General features: G+C 51.8%; 12 protein-coding genes and 1 pseudogene. 6 read left to right on the top strand and 7 right to left on the bottom strand.

The window, feature by feature from the left end; translation table 11 throughout:
• Positions 1–121 precede the first annotated feature (121 nt).
• The 3 genes from VB741_RS24690 to VB741_RS24680 form a co-directional block, all read right to left on the bottom strand.
• Positions 122–244 (bottom strand): hypothetical protein, encoded by a 123-nt coding sequence (locus tag VB741_RS24690; RefSeq protein ID WP_323367886.1) that lies wholly within the window; start codon positions 242–244, stop codon positions 122–124.
• Between the two features lie 8 nt (positions 245–252).
• Positions 253–3,462 carry a CHAT domain-containing protein gene (locus VB741_RS24685; RefSeq protein ID WP_323367885.1) on the bottom strand — a complete coding sequence of 1,070 codons (3,210 nt, stop codon included), beginning with the start codon at positions 3,460–3,462 and terminating at the stop codon, positions 253–255.
• Between the two features lie 230 nt (positions 3,463–3,692).
• The gene (locus VB741_RS24680; RefSeq protein WP_323367884.1) at positions 3,693–6,683 is read right to left on the bottom strand and encodes a CHAT domain-containing protein; all 2,991 of its coding nucleotides are present in this window, start codon (positions 6,681–6,683) and stop codon (positions 3,693–3,695) included.
• 230 nt (positions 6,684–6,913) lie between these two features.
• Between VB741_RS24680 and VB741_RS24675 the strand changes: the two are divergent.
• Positions 6,914–7,039 (top strand): annotated as a pseudogene (locus VB741_RS24675) (Uma2 family endonuclease); the annotation flags it as partial.
• 15 nt (positions 7,040–7,054) lie between these two features.
• Here the strand turns inward: VB741_RS24675 and VB741_RS24670 are convergent.
• Positions 7,055–7,639, bottom strand: coding sequence for a Uma2 family endonuclease (locus VB741_RS24670; protein ID WP_323367882.1), 585 nt, complete (start codon positions 7,637–7,639; stop codon positions 7,055–7,057).
• A 518-nt stretch (positions 7,640–8,157) separates the two neighbouring features.
• Between VB741_RS24670 and VB741_RS24665 the strand changes: the two genes are divergently transcribed.
• The gene (locus VB741_RS24665; protein WP_323367881.1) at positions 8,158–9,282 is read left to right on the top strand and encodes a M14 family metallopeptidase; all 1,125 of its coding nucleotides are present in this window, start codon (positions 8,158–8,160) and stop codon (positions 9,280–9,282) included.
• A gap of 76 nt (positions 9,283–9,358) precedes the next feature.
• Here VB741_RS24665 and VB741_RS24660 read toward each other — a convergent pair whose 3' ends face one another.
• The 3 genes from VB741_RS24660 to VB741_RS24650 form a co-directional block, all read right to left on the bottom strand.
• Positions 9,359–9,943, bottom strand: a complete 585-nt coding sequence (locus VB741_RS24660) for a hypothetical protein (RefSeq protein WP_323367880.1) — start codon at positions 9,941–9,943, stop codon at positions 9,359–9,361.
• 378 nt (positions 9,944–10,321) lie between these two features.
• A complete protein-coding gene (locus VB741_RS24655) occupies positions 10,322–11,821 on the bottom strand; it encodes an aminobutyraldehyde dehydrogenase (RefSeq protein WP_323367879.1) in 1,500 nt (499 codons plus the stop codon).
• A gap of 92 nt (positions 11,822–11,913) precedes the next feature.
• A complete protein-coding gene (locus VB741_RS24650; protein ID WP_323367878.1) occupies positions 11,914–13,260 on the bottom strand; it encodes an aspartate aminotransferase family protein in 1,347 nt (448 codons plus the stop codon).
• 226 nt (positions 13,261–13,486) lie between these two features.
• Between VB741_RS24650 and VB741_RS24645 the strand changes: the two genes are divergently transcribed.
• Genes VB741_RS24645 through VB741_RS24630 form a run of 4 tightly spaced genes read left to right on the top strand, consistent with a single transcriptional unit; the run spans position 13,487 to position 17,277 of the window.
• On the top strand, positions 13,487–14,515 hold the full coding sequence (locus VB741_RS24645) for an ABC transporter substrate-binding protein (RefSeq protein WP_323367877.1): 1,029 nt from the start codon (positions 13,487–13,489) through the stop codon (positions 14,513–14,515).
• Positions 14,499–15,371: an ABC transporter permease gene (locus tag VB741_RS24640; protein WP_323367876.1), complete on the top strand. Its 873-nt coding sequence runs from the start codon at positions 14,499–14,501 to the stop codon at positions 15,369–15,371. The genes VB741_RS24645 and VB741_RS24640 overlap by 17 nt, the downstream gene beginning before the upstream one ends.
• Positions 15,368–16,162 carry an ABC transporter permease gene (locus VB741_RS24635; protein WP_323367875.1) on the top strand — a complete coding sequence of 265 codons (795 nt, stop codon included), beginning with the start codon at positions 15,368–15,370 and terminating at the stop codon, positions 16,160–16,162. The genes VB741_RS24640 and VB741_RS24635 overlap by 4 nt, the downstream gene beginning before the upstream one ends.
• The gene (locus VB741_RS24630) at positions 16,159–17,277 is read left to right on the top strand and encodes an ABC transporter ATP-binding protein (RefSeq protein WP_323367874.1); all 1,119 of its coding nucleotides are present in this window, start codon (positions 16,159–16,161) and stop codon (positions 17,275–17,277) included. Before VB741_RS24635 ends, VB741_RS24630 begins: the two co-directional genes overlap by 4 nt.
• Positions 17,278–17,469 lie beyond the last annotated feature (192 nt).

Raw genomic sequence — 17,469 nt, 5'->3', positions numbered from 1 at the left:
GATGTTCTGCCGTATTCGCGGTTACCTATCCACTCTACGCAAACAGGGGCATAACGTTCTGGATGCCCTCATGGGATTGTTCTCTGGAAACCCTATAACTCTCCTACCCCAGCCTGAGTAGTTACAATTGTTCTACAGTCAAATCATCTGGATTTTGCTGTGGCAGGTTTTGCTGGGCATAGGCCACTGAAATCGGGGTGGCTAAGCCTAATGGAATATATCTAAGGGCCTGCCTACGTTTCATAGCTGTGTCTAAAGGCCATTGCCGATCAGGATAAAGGGAGCCCAGTAGTGGGGGTGGCTGAGGTCTTTCGGGTCTATGTTCAGATCTCTATTAGCAACAATGTTCACCAAACTGCCTCGGTTGTTGTCATCGGCTAAACGAATTAGATCTCTCTGGGCCTGTTGTAATGCTGCCGCCTTGGACAGTCCGCCTCGGCTCAGGGCATCGTAAAATGCGCCCATCAAAATTTGAGTGCCGCCGTCATCCACCTTCCATAGAGAACCCATAACAGCCTCTGCCCCAGCGGCCTGCATCAAATAGCCAAAGCCGAGAATTTCTTCCCCAGTGATTGAGTCAGAGTCTGTTTCTGAGTCGGTGCGCAGCACATCGCCAATAGCGGTTTCGCAGGCGCTGAGGACCACTAGCTCCACATTGGGAAAGCTCCACTGCTTGACATCGGCCAGGGTGGCCCAATCCCCATTGCCAAATACTATGTGGGAATTTTCGGGAGGACCAGGATTGAATGCAGCATGGGTGGCTAGATGGATAATTTTGTAGTCATCCATCTCATTCAGAATGTCAAGACTGAATTCATTATTGAGGCGTTTCACCGTGCTGGGGATCAGAGTAGCCAGGAAATCAACTTCAGGTCCGGCAAAGGGTAATCCTGAGTAGGAAACGGATTGCTCTCCCACGGGGACATCATGGCTGCCCTCGGTAAATGCAGCGGCCAGCACACTGACATTATTTCGTGTCGGGGCATTGTCTAAGTCGGCCAGACTGGCGGCTGTAATATTATTGACGCGATAGGACTCAATTAACCAGTTGTTACCATCATGGAGTACTGCCAGAGGCACATAGCGTAGTCGCAAGTCGGGGGAGTAAATGATGGTATCGGCTCCGGCTTGTTTGAGATCGTCGGCAATGGGGCGAATCAACCAGTCATAGAGTTGTTTGGCATGGGTTTCTACATCTCGCCCGGGTTGTTCCAGGCCATAGCGTAGATGGCCAATGACTTCGTTTAGTTCGGTGCGTTTTACAGCAACGGTTCGTCGGATAGGGGGCGCGTTGGGAGTGACTAACACCAGCTCTAACCGATCTTCCAGCACTAAGGGATAGAGCACTACGGCATTTTGGTTGTGGTCTTTCTGGAGGGTTTGTAGGTTATCCCGTAGGGCATTGAGTTCGCCCAGCTCAATGTTGGTAGCGCCTAAGGTATTCCGTAGCCGCTGTACTAAGGTAACAATATCAGGCTGCTCAGAGAAGATTTGGAATCCAGCCAGCACGGCTCGCTCCAGCTGACGTAGCTCTTCTATACGTGCTTGCTGTTCAGGAGTGCGCTGGTCTGGGGCGATTTTAGCTAGGGTTGCCCGTTCTTGGCCCAGCTTAATCAGTTCATCCTGATGGGCTTCGTAGCGTTTAATAATTTCTTGTTCATCAGGGCGCAGGGCAATACCGGATTGGGTATTTTCATTGCCGCGTACGCCGCGTACGTAGTTGTCGAGTTCTTGTACCCGTAGTAAATCTAGCACCCGCTGTGCTTCTAGGATACGGTCCTGCTGGAGGAGGATATCGGCCAGGGTACGATAGTGATGGTCAATAGTGTCAGCGAAGGCCTCTTGCGACGATTGATCAAGGGATTGGATGCTGGTACGAATAGTTTCGTAGGTATTGATGGACTGTTTTAAAAAGAGAATGGCTAATACAGGTTTACCCTGAACTTGAAGTAAGAGGCCGATATTAGCTAGGGTTTTGGCTTCTCCAGCCCGGTCACCGATCTCCCGGGTGATCACCAGACTTTGCTCGTACTGCTCCAGGGCCTCCGGATACTCGCCCAATGACTGATGCACAAGACCAATGTTGTTGAGGGTTTTGGCTTCTCCAGCCCGGTCACCGATCTCCCGGGTGATCACCAGACTTTGCTCGTACTGCTCCAGGGCCTCCGGATACTCGCCCAATGACTGATGCACAAGACCAATGTTGTTGAGGGTATCGGCTTCGCCAGCCCGGTCACCGATCTCCCGTTTGACCACCAGACTTTGCTCGTACTGCTCCAGGGCCGCCGGATACTCGCCCAATAACCAATGCACAGAGCCAATGTTGTTGAAGGTACTGGCTTCTCCAGCCCGGTCACCGATCTCCTGTGTGATCACCAGACTTTGCTCGTACTGCTCCAGGGCCTCCGAATACTTGCCCAATGACTGATGCACATTGCCAATGTTGTTGAGAGTTTGGGCTTCTGTTGCCCGGTCACCAATCTCCCGGGTGATCACCAGACTTTGCTCGTACTGCTCCAGGGCCCCCAGATACTCGCCCAATGACTGATGCACAAGACCAATGTTGTTGAAGGTACGGGCTTCTGTTGCCCGGTCACCGATCTCCCGGGTGATCACCAGACTTTGCTCGTACTGCTCCAGGGCCTCCGGATACTCGCCCAATGACTGATGCACAATGCCAATGTTGTTGAAGGTACGGGCTTCTGTTGCCCGGTCACCGATCACCCGGGTGATCACCAGACTTTGCTCGTACTGCTCCAGGGCCTCCGAATACTCGCCCAATGACTGATACACATTGCCAATGTTGTTGAGGGTATCGGCTTCGCCAGCCCGGTCACCGATCTCCCGGGTGATCACCAGACTTTGCTCGTACTGCTCCAAGGCCTCCGGATACTGGCTCAATGATTTATAAACATCACCAATATCGCGAAGGGCATCAGCAACACCAGACCTATCCCCAATCAATTCGCTCAGGGTGAAACTTGCCTCGGCATACCCTAACGCATCTGAAAAGTTTCCTAACCACCAGGATGTATCACTCAAAGCATTCAGAATACGAGCCTCTATGGCTTGATTGCCAATCTGTCGAGAGGCCTGTAAAGCATCCTCAAAGACAGACAATGCCTCTTGAAACTGACTTTGATTATAAAGACTTCTCCCCTCCTGCAATAAGCCCTCTAACTCTGATACCCGCTCTGCCTGACTCAGCTCCGTCACACTGGCTTCACCCACTGTCAGACAGGTACCCCGTCCTTGAGCATCATGGGCATTAGCCAGAATGCGATATTCCCCGGCTACCGGCAAATTGACCCTAGAAGTCTGCTTTTGACGACTAGAGGCAGACCCAGCAGCGGGTAGTTGAACTAGTTTGTCAGGTTTTGAAAAGGAGGTAGAGGGAAGCGGCTTAAGGCTTTCCAGGACAACTGCCCGACCTGCATCAGCAAAGGCCAATGGCAATGTCATGGCCAAGGTAATAAGCTGTAATCTGCCGCAATGGCCCATAAAGTCTATGCTAGAGGAGGTATTCAGTTAAATTTACTGGTGGAGCAAAGGTTTCTCTGGCCATGCCTGATGTTTCTTAATCATGGATGGTAACGCCATCTGTGGGTATTACCCAATGGGGTACTGTCTGGCCAATGACCATTAATCAACACGGTCCCTTGAGTATATCCATTGCCTGCCAAGAAACTGACCTACAGGCTATTGCCCATCAGGGTGAACGGTGCCCAATAGTAGGGGTGGGTCAAGCCGACGGAGCCTGTATCAGTGGCATCTGGATTTACCAAGCCGCCTCGGCTAATACCTAATTGGCCCAACCGTTCGGTGAGGGTATTTTCATTTTTCAGCAAGCTAAGCTGGGCCTGCCTGAGGGCTTCGGCTTTGGTGAGTTCGCCACTGGCCATCAGGGTGTAAAAGCGCTGCATGAGTAGGCTAGTACCCGTGTCGTCCACTTGCCATAGGGTGGCTAATACGGTCGCCGCTCGGTTAGCAGAGAGGAAGTAGGAGCTAATCCCAGCAATCTCACTGCCATCCCCGGTGGGACCACCCAGCGCGGTTTGACAGGCGGAGAGCACAACCAAGTGTAAATCCCGCAGGCTTTCTTGCATGATATCAATGTCTTTGATGCTCATGCGCCGGCCATTGCCCAGCAAAATAAACGAGTCCTCCGGTTGACTGGGCTCAAACTGGGCATGGGTGGCAATGTGCAAGATCCGTCGAAACTCAATCGTGTTTTGCATCGATTCCAGCGTAAATTCGTCATCCATCAACACCTGGCCAGGGTAGATACCGGCGGCATCATCCCCGTTACTCCGGACAATCGCATTCAGCTCTTCTGCAACCGCTGGCAGGGCATTAAAGCCTTCAACCGGCTTGGTCAGTCCCAGTCCCAGAATTTCTGCACTATCGACGGTGCCCAGGGTTTCCTCGGTGTCGGTAATGGCTGGGGCGATCACCGTTGAGAGAGTGTAGCGTTCCATGAGATAGGTTTCCCCATCGTATAGGGCTGCCATGGGGATATAGCGGGTAACTCGGTCATTAACAAAGATGAGCTGCTGAATGTTGTTGGCCTTGAGTTCCGCTTCGAGGGGTTTGATTAGCCAGTCGTGGAGCTGCTGGCTTTTGGCTTGTAATGGGTCTAGGGGCCCTGGGGAGCTGAGCAGCTCGCCAAACTGTTGTACTGCTTTAGAAAGTTCTCCCTGGGAAACATCTACATCGATACTCCCTACCGCACCGCCAGCAGCGGCCCATAGTAACCATAGTTTCTCATCAGTGACAAAGGGATAGATCAGCGCTGCATTGGGGTTCGCCTGGAGTAGTTTATAGGCGTCGTCACTGAGACTATTGGGATCTTGAAATAGACCGTCGTCACGATCGTTAGCGGCGATGGTGGCAGCGAACTGAGCAACCTGGTTTTCATACTCCGCTGTTAAGGTGCGCTGTTCTGTGCGCAGGCTATTTAGGTCATCGCAGCGGGTTTGTCGACAGTGGTAGAGTTTGAGCCCGAGGGCAATCAGGCTGCCATGGCTCTTGATAACGGGTTGTTCAATATCCGTATGCTGCAAACGACCACTTTCCCAAGAGGCACGGGTAAACTCCCGTAATTCTTCAATTTTTAATAGGTCAAGCACCTGCTGCGCTTCTGGAATACGGCCTTGCTCCAGCAGCAGATTAGCCAAGGCGCGATACGTATCCTCAACTTTGGCCGTGTAAGAGTCTTGCAACGCCTGTTCAAAGACTTGATTATCTTTTCGAATTTCTTCATAACCATTGACCGCTTCCTTGAAAAAGATAATGGCCAGCTCAGGTTCCGCCTCGGCTTCAAATAAATACCCAATATTGCCCAGGATTAAGGCTTCTCCCGCACGATTCCCCAACTCCCGTGTGAGGGCTAAGCTTTGTTCTAGGTAATCCAGCGCTTGGGGATAGTCGCCCAATGAATCATAGATATTGCCGATGTTGCCCAGGGCGTTGGCTTCGCCCGCACGATCGCCCAGCTCCCGTGTGAGGGCTAAGCTTTGTTCTTGGTAATCCAGCGCTTGGGGATAGTCGCCTAACAAATAATAGATATTGCCGATGTTGCCCAGGGTTATGGCTTCGCTCCCTCGATCGCCCAGCTCCCGTGTGAGGGCTAAGCTTTGTTCTAGGTAATCCAGCGCTTGGGAATAGTCGCCTAACACCTGATAGATAATGCCGATGTTGCCCAGGACGTCGGCTTCTGTAGCGCGATCGCCCAGCTCTTGTGTGAGGGCTAAGCTTTGTTCTAGGTAATCCAGCGCTTGGGGATAGTCGCCTAACACCTGATAGATATTGCCGATGTTGCCCAGGGCTCTGGCTTCTCCAGCGCGATCACTCAGCTCCCGTGTGAGGGCTAAGCTTTGTTCTAGGTAATCCAGCGCTTGGGGATAGTCGCCTAATAAGCTGTAGATAATGCCGATATTGCCCAGGATTGTGGCTTCTACCCCGCGATCGCCCAGATCCCTTTTGATGGCTAAGCTTTGTTCTTGGTAAGCCAGTGCTTGGGGATAGTCGCCTAAAAACTGATAGATATTGCCGATGTTTCCCAGGGCGTTGGCTTCTGTAGCGCGATCGCCCAGCTCCCGTGTGAGGGCTAAGCTTTGTTCTTGGTAAGCCAGTGCTTGGGGATAGTCGCCTAAAAACTGATAGATATTGCCGATGTTTCCTAGGGTTTGGGCTTCTGTAGCGCGATCGCCCAGCTCCCGTGAGAGAGCTAAGCTTTGTTCTTGGTAATCCAGCGCTTGGAGATAGTCACCTAAAAACTGATAGATATTGCCGATGTTGCCCAGAGCTCTGGATTCTCCCACGCGATCGCCCAGCTCCCGTGAGAGGGCTAAGCTTTGTTCTTGATAATCCAGCGCTTGGGGATAGTCACCTAACGAATTATAGATAACGCCGATATTGCCCAGGGTTGTGGCTTCGCCCCCGCGATCGCCCGCTTGTCGATAGAGTTCTAAGGCCTGTTGCCAGTTATCTAAAGCCTGTCGCCACTGACTTACTCGATAAAGCTCAAGGCCTTCATCTCGCAACCGATCGGCTTGGCTGCTTAGATCCGTTTGTGCCCATGCAGCCCTAGGGCTGAGCGTCTCTAGTGTAAGTCCTGAAACAGCCCCTAAGGTCAATGACAGGATAATTGGACTCAGGGTAAAGCAACGAAAAAGCGACATACTACACCAGGGCTTGGTTGTTTTAGCCTACATGTTTTTTTGATTAGATCCGTATAACTGCGGATCAATTTTTGCTTTGTCCATCGGGGGTAAAGGGTAAAAGGGTGGAGCATGGCAGATGCTAACTCTGTTCGGTAAGCAGCATGGGTTTCTGAGCAGTACTGGTAGGTTCTTTATTTTAAGAACGACGAAGCGGAGCATAATAGAAGCAGTTGGCCAAGAACTGTGTCATGATCGCCATTCCCTATCCTCAAAAAATGACTGTCGAAGCTTATCTGGCTTGGGAACCCCAGCAAGAGCAGCGCTATGAATTTGTCAATGGCGAAGTCATGGCCATGACGGGGGGCTCCTTACCTCGGGAGTAAAGTCACTTAGTCTGGATAAATTACATCCAAATTGAACAGTAGTCCAAATAAGATATCTTCCCCTGATAGAATTTTGGGCGATTGCAAAATCTCAACAGATTTCCCAGGCCGATAAACGTCTACTTGCTGAGTTCTCGGATCAATTAACCAACCCAACTGAGATCCATTTGCAATATATTCCTGCATCTTGAGCTGAAGCTCGTCGATATCATCAGATTCGGAAGCAAGTTCTAAAACAAAGTCAGGACATAGGGGAGCAAATCCTTTGCGTTGTTCTGGCGTGAGTGCATCCCAACGAGACTTTTGGACCCAGGAAACATCAGGGGACCTCACGGCACCATTAGGAAGCTTGAAGCCTGTGGACGAGTCGAAAACAATCCCTAATTTTGTCTGACGATTCCAAATGACAAAGTCTGTGGTTAGCTCAGCATTCCGTTGTCCACCTTCACTGCCGGTAGGTGACATTGCAATCAATTTTCCTTCAACGGTTAACTCTAGTCGTAAATCCGGATTCGCTTTAACTAATTGCTGAAACTGCAGAAAACTGACGCTCATGGCAGTCGGAATTTTAACGGTCGGTGAAGCAATCATAGGATGAGACGTAGCTTTGAATCAATCGTATATTACTTATCTTATCTTTTGCTGTCCTGAATGACTTCATACAACATTACTCAGCATCATATCTATCGTATGTTTCAGATTGTGGGTTTAAACCAAGTCCAGAAACCCTAGTTCTGACCCACCCTACAAGAATCAAGCTACACCCCCAACCCCTCTCCCAGAAAGCGTTCACCCCCCGTCTCCTCTGGAGACAGGGAGCCACATCAAAGTCCCTCTCCCCTCGGGAGAGGGATTTAGGGTGAGGGAAAACGAGAATAATTTAGGGTAAAGCAAACCCCAAGTTTCGAACTAGACAAGGTCCATACCTAAATTAGTTTGCATATAGAAAATTAGTTTGTACATAAAAATGAATCAACAGCCAATTCCTAGGAGCATCCACCCTCAGCAAAATAAGGAGCCATAGGGGACATCCACCCTATACATAAGCAAACAAACGTAAAACACTGGTAAAATCTGCCCCGCAAGAAACTTTTGTTACATAGGGTTAAATGGAAATATCGAATCACTCAGAAGCCTGTTTAGGAAAGACCGTCTACACCGGCGATACCATCCAGGGAATACCCGTCATTAGCCAGTTGAACGTTAATGATCTAGAAATCGGTAAAAATTATCGCTTCTTCTTTCAGGGAGTACAGATGGGCACTGGCCAACACTGGTACGTGCCGGTCGTAGTCGCAAAGGGTGTGCAGCCAGGTAAATGTATCGCCCTCGTAGCTGGAGTGCATGGCGATGAACTGAGTTCGATGAATGCGGTACAGCGAGTGATGGCAACCCTTGAACCCGACCAGATGGCAGGCTGTGTAATTGCTGTTTTAGGACTTTCCCGTGCCGCTATTGAGTTCACCCAAGCTAGATGGCCCATGGCCTATGGTGGTGGCTCTTCAGTAAATATCAACCGCGTTTGGCCTGGTGATGAAATGGGTAACAATCCCCCCACCCGCCATGCTGGTTTACTATGGCAACGCCTGTTTCAACCCAACCTTGATCTAGCGATTGATTTCCACACCGTCTCCACCGGCAGCGATTTTACCCTATTTATTTATGCCGACCTCAGCAAACCAGAGATTCGGCAGATGGCACAACTATTTCCAGTGGAGCAGATCAAGGATGATCCAGGAGAACCAGGCTCTCTGGAGACTACCTTTGTCGAAGCGGGCATTCCAGCCCTCACGGTAGAACTGGGTAGCCCCCGAATTTTTGATGCGCAAAAGATTGCCATGGCCGTTGAAGGTACTCTAAATGTACTCAAGCAGCATCAAGTCATTCAGGGTTCTATGGGGCGTACGGCCCAAGACGTTGGCACTTTTTTCGGCAATACATTTTCAACCATCCGTTCGACGACGGGCGGGTTTCTTGAACTGATGGTTGATGTTGGAGAGAAAGTCATCCTTGGGCAAAAGGTTGCCCTGCAGCGTAATGCCTTTGGGGATATTGTTGCTGAATACAGGGCAAGCGTTACTGGCGAAGTCGCCACCATTGCTCGGGATGCCCTGAGTGAACCCGGCTCTCGGGTGATGCAAATTTTGTTCAACAATACCGAATTGCCAGAAATTGCCAGAACCGAGTTGTCAAACTTGCATGATGAAGATCCGGTTGAACTGTTGGATAGGTGATTCCACTCCCCTAGGCAGACCAAACCCCATGGTCAAACCCCATGGCCAAAACCATGATCAAAACCCACGGCCAATCCTAAAATCTGCGACCAACCCCCATTTGCCAACGCAAAGGGCTATTCCCCGTTTGCGAATCTGTCCCTACCCCTATTTGCGCATTGCCATAGACCACAATGCCAGGTAACACCCCACTTTCTGCCCCAGCCGAGAGCACTAACCCGTTGCGATCGCCCAAAGGTGTCGCTCCCCCATCAGGATTGATTAAGGCATACCCTGCCCCAGCATAGACATTTGTACTGCCCTGAACTGGAATATCGTAGGTCACAGAAGGCACAATCGCAGTAGACTCACCCTGCACATAGAGTGAACCACGCACCGACAGATCACTATTCTCCAGATCCAAGCGACCTTGGTATTGCTGCGCGGCAGGCAACGCCAAAGCTGATGCACCAGGGGCTTTCGAGGACACTCCACTGGACTGAATCAGCGTCTGAGTCAGGGGATTTTGTAGTCCCTGCAAACCCATCACCTGATCCGCCGATAAGGTCGCTCCGGCATAGCTGCCAGAGAGTCCTGCTGGCTCAGCCCCAGCAGGCTGAGATCCAATCATTCCTAAGGTAATCGCCGTACCGAGCAGCCAGACCAATTTTGTGCGTTCCATTGCCATTAACCCTTATGCGTGATGTCTTGTGAGATGGTGCAATATGGTTAACATCATGCCTAGGAAACAGACAAGTGTGCCAGTTGAGTGTGCCAGTTCTTTGTTTAGGCCAAGGCCTTTTCACCAGCAGCTTCAATCAGCAGTTTGTTAGAGGCTTCGCACGCTTGGAGCGAGCAACAGAAAAAGAGGCGGGTACCAACTCAAAGCGGGACGTTTTCCTAAGGATAATATTCAGAAGTCAGGAGCCAGGAGTCAGGGCCTCACTGGCTTCTGGCTCCTGACTTCCCACCCAGACAGGATTTTCCGGCTTAAATTGATACCCTCCCTGACTTCTTGCAACAGAGCCTAAGTACAGAGCCTAAGTTTTGGGCAAGGGACCTATTCTGGCGTGTCTTCTTCGTCTAACACGACGGCGTACCAGTCTTTTTTGGCCTCACCTGAAAGATCAATCATCACATGTTTGACGATGGTGTATTCCTCTAGGGCGTAGTGCGAGCAGTCTTTGCCAACGCCGCTTTGCTTAAATCCACCATGGGGCATTTCACTGACTAGGGGGATATGTTCATTCACCCAAACGGTGCCGCACTCCATCGCCGCAGAGAAGCGCATGGCCCTTTGCACATTGCTCGTCCAAACGCTGCCAGATAGGCCATAGGGGGTGTCGTTGGCCAAGTGAATGGCCTCAGCTTCATCGTCAAATGAGTTCACACAGACAACCGGACCAAAAATCTCTTCCTGCATACAACTCGATGACTGTGGTGCATCCACGATGATGGTGGGCGGATAAAAAGCGCCGGGGCCATCGGGGATTTCTCCGCCGGTGATGACTTTTATGCCTGCCTGCTTGGCTGCCTGTACGTAGCTGTCTACGCGCTGACGCTGCTCAACGCTGATTAAGGGGCCGATATCTGTGCCTTTTTCAAAGGGCGTGCCGACGTGAATCTTGTTGACTAGGGCTGTAAAGCGCTCTAAAAACGGCTCGTACGCGTCTGCTTGCACATAGATTCGGGTGACAGCGGTGCAGTCTTGACCGGTGTTGATAAAGGCACCGGTGAGGGCACCCCGAGCCGCTGCCTCAATGTCGGCATCGGCAAAAACAACCAAGGGGGCTTTGCCGCCTAGCTCCAGGGTGACTCGCTTCACCAAGGGGGCGGCTAGGGCAGCGACTCGCTGGCCCGTGCGGGTGCTGCCGGTGAAGCTCACCATGCCGATGTCTTTGTGGGTGCAGATTGCCTCGCCGACTTCGACATCGCCTGTGACAACGTTGATCAGCCCTGCGGGAATTCCAGCCTCGATCGCAAGTTTAGCTAGCTCAATCGTGGTCAAGGGGGTATTGGGGGCGGGCTTAATGATGACGGCATTGCCAGCTGCGATCGCAGGTGCAATTTTCCAGGCTGCCATCATAATTGGATAGTTCCAGGGTGCGATCGCACCGACTACGCCCACCGGTTCTCGCCGGAGAAAGCTGGTATAGCCACTGAGATATTCACCACCAGCCGCCCCTTCTTGCCGCCGCACCACAGAGGCAAAATAGCGAAAAGTATCAACCGCCACCGGCAAATCACCACCCAGGGATAGCTTGATCGGTTTGCCGGTGTTTTGCGACTCTAGCTGGGCAAATCGATCACTTTGTTCGGCTAGCGCATCGGCTAGCTTGAGCAATATCGCACCCCGCTCACCCACCGACAGCATAGCCCATTCTCGCTGAGCGGCCTGAGCGACCTTCACCGCTTGAGCAACATCGGCGGCGGTGCCAACGGCAACGGTGGCAAAGGCTTCCCCATTGGACGGATCAATGATCTCTTGGCTGCCGGTGGTCACAAGCTCGGTACCGATGACCATGGGATAGTGAGTGAGCTTGACCGATGTTTGTACCATGGTTGGGGGGCCTAATCAGCTAAATATCTCCCCCTCACTTTATGGGTTTTATGCCCACAATTCGGTGATGTGTAAGACACTCTTATTGATTATTAAAGTTGATTGAGCACACCCATCAAGGTTTCGAAGATTTGATCAATCTGGTGCGGCTCAATGATCAGCGGTGGCGAAAGGACAATCGTATCGCCAGCAGCACGCAAAAAGACACCTTTGTCAAAACTGCGTCGGAAGACCTCCGCCCCTCTCTCTCCCGGTTGGTCAGTCGGTTCTAGCTCAATGCCTGCCAGCAGCCCCAGGTTACGAATATCGAGCACATGTTTTGTGCCCTTTAACTGGTGGGCAGCGTTTTCCCAATAGGGCATGAGGGTTTGCACCCGGCTAAAGAGCCCGGCCGATTCATAAATGTCGAGGGTGGCTAACGCCGCCGCACAGGCCACAGGATGGCCCGAATAGGTATAGCCATGGGCGAACTCAATCCCGCTTTCGGTGGCGGCCATAAAGGTGTCGTAAATGCCCTGCCGCATGAACACCGCACCCATGGGCACGCTGCCGTTAGTCAGACCTTTGGCGGAGGTAATGATATCGGGCAGGACGCCAAAATATTCAGTGGCAAAAGGCACCCCTAGACGACCAAAGCCGGTGATGACCTCGTCAAAAATTAGCAGAATGTGGTTGCGATCGCAGATCTCCCGCAGCTTCTGCAAATATCCCACGGGCGGAATGAGTACACCGGTTGCCCCGTAGATTGGCTCGACAATGACAGCAGCAATGGTATCTGCCCCGCGCTGGGCGACAACGGTTTCCAGTTCCTCGGCTAACTCCTCTCCCCACTGGGGCTGGCCCCGACTAAAGGCATTGTGCGCCAAATTGTGAGTATGACCCAGATGATCCACACCGGGGGTCAGCCCCTCAAAAAAGCGACGGTTTTTGGCGATGCCCCCGACGGCAATACCGCCCAAATTTACACCGTGATAAGCTCTTTCGCGCCCCACAAATCGCTGTCTGCTAGGTTCACCCCGCAGCGCGTGGTAAGCGACGGCTAGTTTTAAGGCCGTATCCACCGATTCAGAGCCAGAATTGGTAAAAAAGACATGGTTCAAATCGCCAGGTAGCAGCTTCACCAGCCGGTTTGCTAGGGTAAAAGCCCCTTCATGCCCAACCTGAAAGGAAGAGGCAAAGTCCAGCTGGAGTAGCTGCCGGTGTACTGCTGCGGCAATTTCCGGTCGGCCATGGCCCGCATTCACACACCATAGGCCCGCAGTACCGTCTAAGAGTTTGCGATCGCCCGTGGCCGTATAGTACATGCCCTCAGCTGCCGTCAGCAGGCGAGGATTGGCTTTGAACTGGCGATTGGCCGTAAACGGCATCCAAAACGCCTCTAGCGCATCGGGGTTCGGTGCAGAGTGACCAGCAGAGGAATCCATTAGTGATGTAGACATAGCAGCCTCTAGTGACCTCTAGTCACTTTTGAATCGTAATGTTTGCTTAGACTACGCAGACCATGCTCAAACAGACAGTATGCTTAAAAACAGTTTATAGAATGAATCTAAATTACACTGTTTTCCCGATCCTAGCTTTCTCTCTAGAGCTATTTGAATCCCCTTAGAAACACTTTATTTTCAGGAGCAACCAGCCATGTGGCATCGGGTCATAAAAGCGAGCTTAGTGTTTTTTTTGATTGGGTTTGTAGGGCTAACCACTTTCTGTTCGCCAGCCGCCGCCGCCGACTGTACCCTTACCGCAATTGTTTGGGAGGGTTACACCGACCCCTCTTTTACCAAGGCATTTGAAGCCCAAACGGGCTGTGCCATAAAAGCCACCTACGCCGGCTCGAGCGATGAAATGTTTGCGAAATTTCGGGCGGGCGGCGGCCGCAACTATGATCTCATTTCAGCCTCTGGCGATATTACTGAGCGGCTGTACAAAGCGGGGATTGTGCAACCCATTGACACCCACAAGCTACAGAACTACAGCAGCGTATTCGACGCGTTTGAAACAGGGCCATGGAACACCTTCAAAGGGCAGCCCTATGGCGTCACGTTTGCCTGGGGGCCTAACGTACTCGTCTATAACCAAGAGGCCATCAGCTCCGCGCCCAGTAGCTGGGATGTGCTGTTTGATCCAGACTATGCCGGCAAAATCACCCTGCCCGACAACCCCATGACCATTGCGGATGTGGCACTGTGGTTGGGCAAGCCTAACCCCTATGACCTCACCAGCGAGGATCTGGCTGAGGTGAAAGAAACGCTGTTGGCACTCAAGCCTAACGTCCGAAAATTTTGGACAACGGCCGGAGAGCTGGCAAATTTGTTTCAATCGGGAGAAGTGGTGATGGCCCACGCTTGGCCTTTGACCTATACGCAGTTAGCAGCGGCTGACTTTCCAGTGGGGTCTGTGAGTCCTGAAGGTCAGCTCACGGGCTGGACAGACTCCTGGATGATTTCTAAAAACTCTCCTAATGTCGATGCGGCCTATCAGTGGATTGACTACATCCTCAGTGGGCCCGGCCAAAAAGGCGTCATCGAGACAACCGGCTACTCGGGGGCAACAGAGCTAGGCACAGAGGCCATTGGGCCAGAACGTGCCAAAGCGTTGTTTATGGATGATTTGTCATTCCATGCCAAGATCAACATGTGGCAAAGTGTGAAAAACTACGACGAGTGGGTGGAACTCTGGAATGAAATCCGCAGTTAAAGCTCCCCGTCGCCCATCGACACCGTTAGGCCTCTATGCCACGCTACTGCCGCCCCTGGTGTGGATGAGCCTGATTTACTTTCTCCCCATCGCGCTGCTTGGGATCTATGGCTTTTGGCGACTGGAGTCTTTTGAGATTGTTCAGGTATTCACTTTAAAAAACTTTCAAACCATTGCGCAGAACGCGTCTTATCAACGGGTGCTGCTACGGACGGTGGCGATCGCCCTCACCGTCACCGCCGTCGATGTCGTCATCGCCCTGCCGCTCGCTTACTTCATCACCCGTCACGGCGGGCGCTACCGCCAACTGCTGACCCTGCTGGTCATTTTGCCCCTGTGGTCGAGCTACTTAGTGCGCGTTTTCGCCTGGAAAATCATTCTGGGCTACAACGGTGTGATCAACACACTGCTGGTTTCCCTAGGGATTTTATCAGCCCCGAGTTCGGCCTTTTTGTACAACGGTTTTGCCATTACCCTCACCTTCGTCCATGTCTGGCTTCCCTTCATGATTTTACCGGTCATTACTGCCTTTGAACGCTTGCCTAGCAACCTTTTAGAGGCCTCTGCCGATCTCAATGCTCCTCCTTTAACCACGTTTCGGCGCGTGGTCCTGCCGTTAGTCATGCCGGGGATACTCGCTGGCTCGATCAACGTTTTCGCCTTGACGATGGGAGACTTTATCACCCCTAGCTTAGTGGGGGGGGCTGGCGACATTATGCTGGGCAATATTATCGCTTCTCAGTTTGGCGTTTCCTATAACTGGCCGTTGGGCGCGGCCTTTGCCCTAGTGGTGATAGCCATTGTCTTTTCTGGGCTAGCCATTGTTTTCAAGCAAGGCGCATTGGAGGGTTCATGAATGCGATCGCACAGCAGCCCAGAAAACCAGCGCGCCCGTGGCTGCTAGGAACAATTTCCGTTTTAATTTACGGATTTTTGAATGCGCCGATTGTTGTTTTAGTGGTGATGAGCTTCAACAACTCGGCAATTTTATCTCTCCCGTTCAAGGGCGTAACGCTGAACTGGTACCGGAAAGCCTTGGCCGATACTGCCATTCAATCGGCGCTGACTAATTCGCTAAAAGTTGCCACTGTTGCCACGCTGCTGGCGACCCTGTTTGGCCTATTAGCTGCGTTTGCGATTTATCGCTATCAGTTTTGGGGTAAAAACAGCTTTCGCATTGCCCTCAACCTACCGATTTTGCTGCCCGGAATTGTCACAGGGGTGGCGATGCTGGCGTATTTTTCTCAGCTTGGCCTGGGCCTATCGCTCGGAACCGTCATTTTGGGCCATGCTGTATTTGGTATTCCGGTCGCCTTGGGGCCGATGTTGACCCGGCTCTCCCAGTTTCCTCGCAGCCTGGAGGAAGCCGCTTATGACTTAGGCGCTCGTCCGGGGGAGGTTTTTCGGGACGTTATCTTCCCCTACATTCGCAGTGCGGTCATCGCCGGAGCGTTGTTGGCCTTTACCCTATCGTTTGATGAGGTGGTGGTTACCTTGTTTCTCACGGGTCGAGAAAACACGCTGCCCATGGAGATTTGGGCGCGGCTACGAACTCAAATTACGCCTGAGATTGCGGCGGTAGCAACGTTGGTACTAGCGGCGAGTACGCTATTGGTATTGCTCAGTCAAAGCAAGTCGAACTCATGAAAGTCCCTTCCCATACCAATAGCCTTGTTTATTTAGATGCCGTCAGCAAGATATATCCCACCGCGACAGGGGACTACTATGGGGTTCGAGATGTAACCCTGGATGTACAGCCAGGAGAGTTTTACTCACTGCTAGGCCCCAGTGGATCGGGCAAAACAACCACACTGCGAATGATCGGTGGCTTTGAGATCCCCGAGTATGGAGAGGTTTACATTGACGGCCAAAACGTTACCGAACTACCCCCTTATCGGCGTGATGTCCATACGGTATTTCAGAACTACGCGCTTTTCCCTCATCTCACCGTAGCTGAGAATATTGCCTATCCGCTGAGGCTTGCAGGCGTGAGCCGAAGCGACATTGAGCCGCGTCTGCGAGAAGTGTTACAGCTAGTGCAAATTCCCACCTTGGGCGATCGCAAGCCCGCTCAACTCTCCGGCGGCCAGCAGCAGCGAGTGGCCCTAGCGCGAGCCCTCGTCGATCGCCCCAAAGTACTCCTGTTAGACGAGCCACTCTCTGCTTTAGATGCGCAAATTCGTGAGGCCCTAAGGCAAGAGCTACGACAGCTGCAGCGAAAAACAGAGATTACGTTTGTGTATGTGACCCATGATCAGGAAGAAGCGCTGGCTTTGAGCGATCGCATTGCCGTCATGCACAATGGTCGCATTGAACAAATTGGCACACCTTCAGCCATCTATAACCGTCCTGCATCGACGTTTGTAGCCCAATTCATCGGTCAGGCAAATTTTTTGACGGGTAAAGTTATCGCCTGTTCAGCCGAAGACGAAACCACCGGCACTGCCATCGTAGAAGTTAACAACATGCACATCAAAGCTTTGTCGCTAAACCATACTTTAGCAGTGGAAAGTGAGGTCACCCTGATGGTTCGCCCAGAGCGAATTAGCACCCATGTCTCAAATGCAGACAATTCAATCGGCGGCAAGCTAATCGAAACAACCTATACGGGACAGCGGATTGAGTTGATTGTTGAGACTGCAATCGGTCAGCTAAAGATGGTGCGGCTGAGTGACCATCAGGCAATGGGCGAAACTCTGAAGATAGGCTGGAACCGTGAGGACTGCATTGTTTTGCCCACAACTTTGCCTACAACAAAGTAGCCCCTGCTCCTGATTCGGCATCTACACACTCCATAACCGACATTCCGCACTTCCAACTGGCACATTAGACATTATAGGAAATAGTGAGGAGTTGTAATCCAAAGTCTTTATCTTCTGATTGTGGTTATCTGCTATCGCTTAACCACGTAGCGCTAGGCGAAAGTTGTGAAGCCCACAGGCCGTTTCCATCAC

This window comes from Leptothoe sp. PORK10 BA2 (assembly GCF_034932105.1).
GTDB lineage: Bacteria > Cyanobacteriota > Cyanobacteriia > Phormidesmidales > Phormidesmidaceae > Leptothoe.
The sequence above is the reverse complement of the archived record's forward strand: the minus strand, read 5'-3'. Positions and strand labels throughout refer to the sequence as shown.

Bases quoted from the DNA above. Each gene is read 5' to 3' on its own strand.
- VB741_RS24690 (WP_323367886.1), bottom strand. From the start codon at position 244: ATGAAACGTAGGCAGGCCCTTAGATATATTCCATTAGGCTTAGCCACC.
- VB741_RS24650 (WP_323367878.1), bottom strand. From the start codon at position 13,260: ATGTCTACATCACTAATGGATTCCTCTGCTGGTCACTCTGCACCGAAC.
- VB741_RS24670 (WP_323367882.1), bottom strand. From the start codon at position 7,639: ATGATTGCTTCACCGACCGTTAAAATTCCGACTGCCATGAGCGTCAGT.
- VB741_RS24660 (WP_323367880.1), bottom strand. From the start codon at position 9,943: ATGGAACGCACAAAATTGGTCTGGCTGCTCGGTACGGCGATTACCTTA.
- VB741_RS24630 (WP_323367874.1), top strand. From the start codon at position 16,159: ATGAAAGTCCCTTCCCATACCAATAGCCTTGTTTATTTAGATGCCGTC.
- VB741_RS24635 (WP_323367875.1), top strand. From the start codon at position 15,368: ATGAATGCGATCGCACAGCAGCCCAGAAAACCAGCGCGCCCGTGGCTG.
- VB741_RS24640 (WP_323367876.1), top strand. From the start codon at position 14,499: ATGAAATCCGCAGTTAAAGCTCCCCGTCGCCCATCGACACCGTTAGGC.
- VB741_RS24655 (WP_323367879.1), bottom strand. From the start codon at position 11,821: ATGGTACAAACATCGGTCAAGCTCACTCACTATCCCATGGTCATCGGT.
- VB741_RS24685 (WP_323367885.1), bottom strand. From the start codon at position 3,462: ATGACATTGCCATTGGCCTTTGCTGATGCAGGTCGGGCAGTTGTCCTG.
- VB741_RS24680 (WP_323367884.1), bottom strand. From the start codon at position 6,683: ATGTCGCTTTTTCGTTGCTTTACCCTGAGTCCAATTATCCTGTCATTG.
- VB741_RS24665 (WP_323367881.1), top strand. From the start codon at position 8,158: ATGGAAATATCGAATCACTCAGAAGCCTGTTTAGGAAAGACCGTCTAC.